Consider the following 7,594-nt stretch of genomic DNA (forward strand, 5'->3'; position numbering starts at 1 on the left):
TTGGATACTTTCCGGCGAAGTTTACAACCTTCCCCCAGGGGCAGAACCGGTAGTCAAAAACGCAAGCGAAGTCAAACCCGGTAGCGTCCTGGCAGAAACCAAATTAATCACCGAACACGGCGGCGTCGTGCGATTGCCCCAAGAAAGCAAAACTTCCTCATCTGGTGGAAGAGAAATCGAAATCATCACCGCGTCCGTACTGCTGGATACCAGCCTGGTGCGGATTGAAAGTTACCAAGGGCGCGACCACTACTTGATCGAAACCACCAGCGGTCAATCATTCTCGCTCAAAGCCACACCGGGAACCAAAGTCCAAAACAACCAAGTCGTAGCAGAACTGATCGACGATCGCTACCGCACCCAAACAGGCGGCATCATCAAATACGCCGGCGTAGATGTAGCCAAACGCGGCAAAGCCAAACAAGGATACGAAGTCGTCAAAGGCGGCACCCTGTTGTGGATACCCGAAGAAACCCACGAAGTTAACAAAGATATCTCCCTGCTGCTAGTGGAAGACGGTCAATTCGTCGAAGCCGGTACCGAAGTCGTCAAAGACATCTTTTGCAGCGTCTCCGGCGTAGTCGAAGTCGTCCAGAAAAACGACATCCTGCGGGAAATCGCGATCAAGCCAGGAGACCTGCATACGATCGAAGACCCAGAAGAAATCATCCCCGAAACCGGCAGCCTAGCTTCTCCCGGCCAAGAAGTCGTACCGGGACTGCAAGTCAACGATCTGCGTTACATCGAATACATCGAAACGCCAGAAGGTCCAGCACTATTGCTGCGCCCGATCGTCGAATACACCATCCCCGACCAACCCTCTGTCCCCGCCCAACGCGGCAGCCAAAGCGAAACCCAAGACAGCGGTACTCAGCTAGAACTGCGAGCCGTCCAGCGGCTTCCTTATAAAGATGGCGAACGAGTCAAATCTGTAGAAGGCTTAGAACTGCTTCGCACGCAATTAGTCCTGGAAATAGGCAAAGAAGCACCGCAACTAGCCGCAGATATCGAACTTGTCCCCGACAAAGAAAACCCAGAAATATGGCGACTGCAACTGGTAATTCTGGAATCTCTGGTGATCCGTCGCGATGTCGCCGCCGACGCCACCCAAGGCAGCACTAACACCCGCTTGCTCGTCACCGACGGTCAGCAAATCCCCCCCGGTGCAGTGGTCGCTCGCACAGAAATTCAATGTAAAGAAGCAGGTCTTGTCCGGGGTATCCGGGAAGGAGCGGAAGCAATTCGGCGGGTGCTGGTAGTCCGCAATGCCGACTTAGTTCAAGTAGACACACAAAACCAAAAACCCAGCGTCAAAACAGGCGACCTGCTCGTAGCGGGTAGTCCGATCGCCCCCGGCATCCGCGCATCGGAATCCGGCCAAGTAGTAGAAGTAACCGATACCCACATCGTCCTGCGAATCGCCCGTCCCTACCGCGTATCCACAGGAGCCGTACTGCATATCGATGATGGCGACCTCGTACAGCGGGGCGACAACCTGGTACTACTGGTGTTCGAGCGCACCAAAACAGGTGACATTATCCAGGGGTTGCCTCGGATTGAAGAACTTCTGGAAGCTCGCAAACCTAAAGAAGCCTGCATACTTTCTCGCCGTCCGGGTGTTGTCCAACTGGTGTATAACGAAGACGAGCCTACGGAAATCAAAGTCATAGAACATGATGGCGTGGTGGGTTCCTATCCCATTGGGCCGGGACAAAACTTGATCGTCTCTGACGGTCAAGAAGTCAAAGCAGGCGAACCGCTGACCGATGGCCCAGCGAATCCCCACGAAATTCTGGAAATCTTCTTCGAGTTGAATCGCGAACAAACAGGCATTTACGAAGCGGCGCTGACGAGTTTGCGAGCTACCCAAACGTTCCTTGTTAACGAAGTCCAATCTGTATACCAATCGCAAGGAATTGACATCTCCGACAAACATATCGAAGTGATCGTCCGCCAAATGACTTCCAAAGTCCGTATAGACGATGGCGGCGATACCACCATGCTTCCCGGAGAATTAGTGGAATTGCGTCAAGTCGAGCAAGTCAACGAAGCTATGTCTATCACCGGAGGCGCACCCGCCCAGTACACCCCCGTGTTGCTGGGGATTACCAAAGCTTCCCTCAACACGGATAGCTTCATCTCCGCTGCCAGCTTCCAAGAAACTACTCGCGTTCTTACAGAAGCAGCGATCGAAGGTAAATCTGACTGGCTGCGCGGACTCAAGGAAAATGTCATCATCGGTCGCTTGATTCCCGCAGGTACGGGATTCAATGCCTATGAAGAAATGAGTGTAGCAGATGTGGACTTGTCTTACGACGGCAGCGGTGTCCTCGATGACGAACCGGGAGAAGTTATTTTAGACGATCGCACCGCTCGCGTTTACCGCGTAGAATCGGCTTTGGATTCGATTTCACCCTTGAACGGGGAAACAACTTCGCAAAATCTGCGCTCCAATGGCTCATCAGGTTACGGCTCATACGGCTCTAACTTTTCTTCCTCTATTCTTGAAGAAGATGATGAACTTATCGGTAGCGATTTAGATGACGAAGACGAAGATGAAGATGACGAGGACGACGAAGACGATATGGATTAGGGCTTAAAAAGTCAAAAGTCAAAAACAAGAGGAAGAGGCACAAAGGGAAAGCTAGAGCGAGGAGAGATCTGATAGTAGCAAGGAATTCCTAGTTTTGACTTTTGACTTTTGGCTCCCCCTAACCCGGACGCCCTCTCTTACCTATCTCCTAGCTAAGATTGCAGTTCGCCTGTCCGCACTGATAGCTGCAAGGTTTCAGAGCCACGTCGGACAACGAGATTCAATACCTGACCTACACGGGAAGATTCAACTATATTTTGCAAAGTTTCCGCACTGGTAACGGGAGTGCCATCAATTTCCACGATCGCATCTCCTTTGCGAAGACCTCCTCTAGCAGCTGGTGTGTTAGGCAAAACTTTCATCACAAGTACACCTTTCACCTCTGGGATGGTGAAAGGTGTATTTGGATCGTCATTATTTTGCTTCGCCAACTCCGGTGTTAGCGTAATCATTTGAACTCCTATATAAGGGTGAGGGACTTTTTGACCCCGTGCGAGAACAACGCTAATTTCTTTTGCTTTGTTAATCGGAATGGCAAAGCCAATGCCCATTGCATCGGCGCGAATGGCGGTGTTAATTCCAATTACCTCTCCATACTCGTTTAACAGCGGGCCACCAGAATTACCGGGATTGATTGCTGCGTCAGTTTGAATAAAATCCAATCGTTTATCCGGAACGCCAACTTCTGTGGAAGAGCGATGCAGAGTGCTGACAATTCCTAAAGTGACAGTATTGTCAAGCCCTAAAGGATTGCCGACTGCGATCGCCCAATCTCCTACCTGCACCTGTGATGAATCGCCTAGCGATGCTACGGGTAAATCTCTATCCCGAGCATCAATCTTGACTACAGCTAAGTCGGTTATTTCGTCAACACCGCGTACTTGTCCTTCTAAGGAGCGCCCATCCTTCAGCCTCACCATCACTTTATCGGCTTGGTTAACTACGTGGGCATTGGTAAGAATGATGCCGCCTTTGTCGATGATGAACCCGGAACCTTGGCCGCGCAGCAGTTCTTGTCTGGGCTGTGCGGTGAAATCTTCTCCAAAGAAACGCCGGAAAAATGGATCGTCAAAAAACGGATCTAAGCGCCTGCTAACCGTGCGCTCTGTATCGATTCTGACCACGGCTGGGCCTACCCGATTCACTGCTGCGGTTACAAAACTGTTACTTTGCTTTGTTTGAGGAACCTTTAGCCCAATGCTTTGCTCTGGGGGAAGAGCTGAATTTATACTTGCCTTGGGGCTTGCTTGAGAGGGTAGGACTGCGATCGCGCCCGAGATCAGAACTGCCCCTAAAAAAGTGGCAAGTCCATAACGAGCGATCTTACCCAAAAGGTGATAGATTTTTTCACTCTGCATAGCTTGATTTTTTGGCTCCGCTGTGCTAATGAAGTTTTTCCGTTTGTGTAGAAAGGATGATATCTAAAATTATTTTTACAGTTCAGGGGCTGTCAGTTGCTGCCAAAATGCAGCGATAAATTATATTTGCTGTTTTGTAAGTTAGGATCTTGATTACGGCTGTTCCACGACTTAAGGATGATTGGATCTAAAGACGAAATTTTATATACGGAGAAAGAAAAACTTTCTCCCCGATGTGATGAAGCAAGCAAAGATGATGCGCGTCATATCCATACCCATCATTCTCATGAGGAAGGACATTCCACTCATTCTCACGTTCACTCGGAAGAGTCGCTGCGCCGGGTAGTTAACCGTTTGTCTCGTATTGAAGGACATGTGCGAGGCATTAAGAATATGGTACAGGAGAGTAAACCCTGTCCTGATGTGCTGGTGCAGATTGCCGCAGTCCGGGGTGCTTTAGATCGGGTAGCGAGAATGATTCTCGACGAACATTTAACCGAGTGTATTGCCCGCGCTGCTAAAGAAGGGAATATTGAGGTGGAAATTGAAGAGTTAAAGGCTGCTTTGGATCGGTTTTTGCCGTAACAAAATTTTTGTGAAACGATCCTGAAAGCTGACGCCAAGAGAGAAAAAAGAGAATAGGTAGATGCACCCTGATAATTTTAAACCCCCGCCTCACAAGGGTTGGGGGTTTTTTGTTGGCGGATGCGATCGTACCGACACCCTAAAATTTTTGTCAAACGATCCTGAAAGCTAACGCCAAGAGAGAAAAAAGAGAATAGGTAGATGCACCCTGATAATTTAAACCCCCGCCTCACAAGGGTTGGGGGTTTTTTGTTGGCGGATGCGATCGCTACTTTTGCCAAAAAGATCGGTAATTTATCCTGATGCTTACTACCACTACCAGAAAAGAGAAGATGAATGCACCCTGATAATTCAAACCCCCACCTCACAAAGGTGGGGATTTTTTTTTATCTATGGCACGGTCTGAAATTCCTGACAAATTTATCCTGATTGTTTTAGCAATCAAAGAAACAAGAGAATAGGTAGATGCACCCTGATAATTTAACCCCCCAACTCGCAAAGATGGGGGGATTTTTGTTACTCACTGCGATGTTCAATTTTCTGCTGCTTGTAGTTCTTCTTGCAGGATGATTTGATAAATTTTGGGCAAATGTTTAGACATCGAATTAGTTTCTATTCCATATCCTAGACTTGTCCAAGTGCCGGAAAGTAACCGCAAAACTCGATCTAATTTGCCGCCTCGCAACTGTTTGGCAATATCAACTCCCCAAACTTGACGATCGCTTAACCAAGCATAAACTACCGCATCCTGATATTCCGGTTCAAAACTGTAGCCAGTCCAAAATAGCATCCGTTCCGGCTTGGGATGATATTGCCGCACTAATTTATACCAAGTACGGTTGAGCATTTGGTATCGACCTGCCGCAGTGCTACAATTTCCTACATTGGGGCCTGTAACAATTGTGACACATTGATTGGGATGGCGGCTGAGATCGCTAACCTGCTGACCGCCATAAATGACCGAGTAAGGGTGCGGTACATTCGACTCGCTGGCGGAAATTGTTCGCATCAAGGCGCGAATGTACGGGTCGCCTCCTTTCATCACTAGGGGTACTGTGCCGTATAGGCCAGAAGAAGAATCACGCTGCGATCGCTTCTCTGGAGAACTTTGGCACATTTGCAACAAAAAGATCAACCCAACAGCAGCAATACTGCCGAAGAGCGCACGCCTCAAGAATAAATCCGTCAACCTTACTTGTGGCAAACGCTTCCGCCTTTGCGGTGCTAAGGTTTTGGGTATAGGCTGAGGCGATGACCCTTTAGGCATACGCTGACGCGATCGCTGAATCAAATTTGACACTCCTTACCTTTGCGTGCCATTCGATTAAGCCACACTAGCAAATAGCTCCTGCCAGTTTTTTGGGGCGGCTTCTGGCTTAGCAACAACTTCGACAATTTTATCGCGAGCGTCTGGTTGAAATAGTGCTTCAACACACACTTGTGCTACTTTAGTGCGGGGGATACGGCCATCAAATAGGGTGTCTGCGGCAGACATCACAACCGAGTCAGGATTTTCGTCATTCAGCAGACCGCCCGGTCGCACTATTGTATAAGTTAAGCCGCTTTTCTGGAGATATTCCTCGGCTTGTTTCTTCCACACTAAAATTAACCAGAACAGGTTGAGAGGATGGAATAGTTGGGAGGTACACAAAGAAGTAACTAAGACAAAATGCTCGATTCCCTTAGCTTTGGCAGCATCCACCAAATTTTTGGTGCCTTCGCAATCCACTTTGTATGGCCCTGTCGGATCGAAGCTGGGACTTGCACCTGTGGCACACAGCAGAACAGTGCTATCCCCGATGGCGGTATTGAGCGTCTCTGGCTGGAGGACATCGCCTACGACTAATTCAGCCGATGCGGGTAAAATGTCTCTGGCTTTATCGATGTCTCGCACTAAAGCCCGGACGGGAATATTGCGATCGACAAGTTCTTTGACAATCCGGCGACCTGTTTGACCTGTTGCCCCTGCTACAAATGTTTTCATTTCTCAAGCTATCTTAGGTAAATGTGGACTTATTTAACGAGACACTCAACTTTTATTTACATTGTATGAATTTGAAACCAGCAATACTGATCTTTCCGTTAAGATTCCAACTTTAGGTGTAAATTTTGACTTTTATTGGGCATCCTGAACATAGGCATAAAGATCGATCGCACCGGAGAGCGTCTATGCAATCACAGTACAGTGAATATCAATCCTTAGAGGGTAGCGAAGCAATTTTGGAAATCGTGCCAGATTCTGCCGATATTGACCAATCAACAGGACAAACAGCCAACGAGATCGAGCCAGTTTGCTTTCACGGCTTCTTTGAAGATTATATGGAAATGTATGCCGACGCTCAAACCGTTGCCAACTATTTAGATGCTCACCAAGGATGGTTTCGCCGTTGCGCCCACCCTATGCAAGCCGAACTGATAGGTAAAAATGGCTATGCTTTGACGATCGGGCGTTTTGGTTCGTTTGGTTATGTGGTCGAACCCAAAATTGGTTTGGAGTTGCTACCGGCAGAAGAAGGAATATACCGCATCCGCACGATCGCCGTACCAAATTATGTGCCTCCCGGTTATGATGTAGACTTTAACGCTACGCAATGGTTAGTAGAAACTACGGCAAGTGAATTGGATCGAAATTTGGAAGCTGTCGTGGGCGACCATAGAGTAACGAAGGTAGAGTGGCAACTAGACCTAAAAGTTACCGTTCAGTTTCCTCGGTTTATTTACCGCTTGCCGATGTCTTTGATTCAAAGTACGGGCGATCGGCTATTAGCTCAAATTGTCCGCCAAGTCAACCGGCGCTTGACTTACAAAGTGCAGCAAGACTTTCATACAAGCTTGAATTTGCCCATGCCAGGAAAGACGAGAAAGCGGGCAGCTTAGCAGTATGGTTTATGGAATGGGAAAAGGGAAGAAATTTTCATTCTTCCCTGTTAACATTTACCGATCGCCCATTAGCAAAAGATTACATTTTGCTAATAATCCTTTGTACAATCTCCATACCTGTTACGGCTTGCCAGCCAAAAAGTCCCACAAGAACAACATTCAAGAAAATGTGGGTGTA

At 48.2% G+C, this 7,594-nt stretch carries 7 protein-coding genes; 3 read left to right on the forward strand and 4 right to left on the reverse strand.

From position 1 onward, the window contains the following. Nucleotides 1-2,593, forward strand: a 2,593-nt coding sequence (locus tag H6S82_RS11775; protein ID WP_191056249.1) for a DNA-directed RNA polymerase subunit beta'', incomplete at its 5' end; no start/stop codon positions are given. Between the two features lie 152 nt (nucleotides 2,594-2,745). Here H6S82_RS11775 and H6S82_RS11780 read toward each other — a convergent pair. Continuing rightward, nucleotides 2,746-3,951 (reverse strand): HhoA/HhoB/HtrA family serine endopeptidase, encoded by a 1,206-nt coding sequence (locus tag H6S82_RS11780; protein ID WP_190468625.1) that lies wholly within the window; start codon nucleotides 3,949-3,951, stop codon nucleotides 2,746-2,748. A gap of 177 nt (nucleotides 3,952-4,128) precedes the next feature. On the opposite strand from H6S82_RS11780, the gene H6S82_RS11785 reads away from it, so the two are divergent. Then, nucleotides 4,129-4,536, forward strand: a complete 408-nt coding sequence (locus H6S82_RS11785) for a metal-sensitive transcriptional regulator (protein WP_190468622.1) — start codon at nucleotides 4,129-4,131, stop codon at nucleotides 4,534-4,536. Nucleotides 4,537-5,068: 532 nt separating this feature from the next. On the opposite strand, the gene H6S82_RS11790 is transcribed toward H6S82_RS11785, so the two are convergent. Both H6S82_RS11790 and H6S82_RS11795 read right to left on the reverse strand, forming a co-directional pair. After that, on the reverse strand, nucleotides 5,069-5,836 hold the full coding sequence (locus H6S82_RS11790) for a glycoside hydrolase family protein (protein ID WP_322111953.1): 768 nt from the start codon (nucleotides 5,834-5,836) through the stop codon (nucleotides 5,069-5,071). Between the two features lie 24 nt (nucleotides 5,837-5,860). Continuing rightward, nucleotides 5,861-6,520, reverse strand: a complete 660-nt coding sequence (locus H6S82_RS11795) for an SDR family oxidoreductase (protein ID WP_190468619.1) — start codon at nucleotides 6,518-6,520, stop codon at nucleotides 5,861-5,863. A 185-nt stretch (nucleotides 6,521-6,705) separates the two neighbouring features. Here H6S82_RS11795 and H6S82_RS11800 point away from each other — a divergent pair, with 185 nt between their 5' ends. Beyond that, nucleotides 6,706-7,413, forward strand: coding sequence for a DUF1997 domain-containing protein (locus tag H6S82_RS11800; protein ID WP_190468616.1), 708 nt, complete (start codon nucleotides 6,706-6,708; stop codon nucleotides 7,411-7,413). A gap of 82 nt (nucleotides 7,414-7,495) precedes the next feature. Here the strand turns inward: H6S82_RS11800 and H6S82_RS33430 are convergent. Beyond that, the coding region (locus H6S82_RS33430; protein WP_242056917.1) for a DUF4079 domain-containing protein at nucleotides 7,496-7,594 on the reverse strand (99 nt) is incomplete at its 5' end.

Origin of the sequence: Planktothrix sp. FACHB-1355 (assembly GCF_014748295.1) — a bacterium.
GTDB classification, from domain to species: Bacteria; Cyanobacteriota; Cyanobacteriia; order Cyanobacteriales; family Aerosakkonemataceae; genus Aerosakkonema; species Aerosakkonema funiforme_A.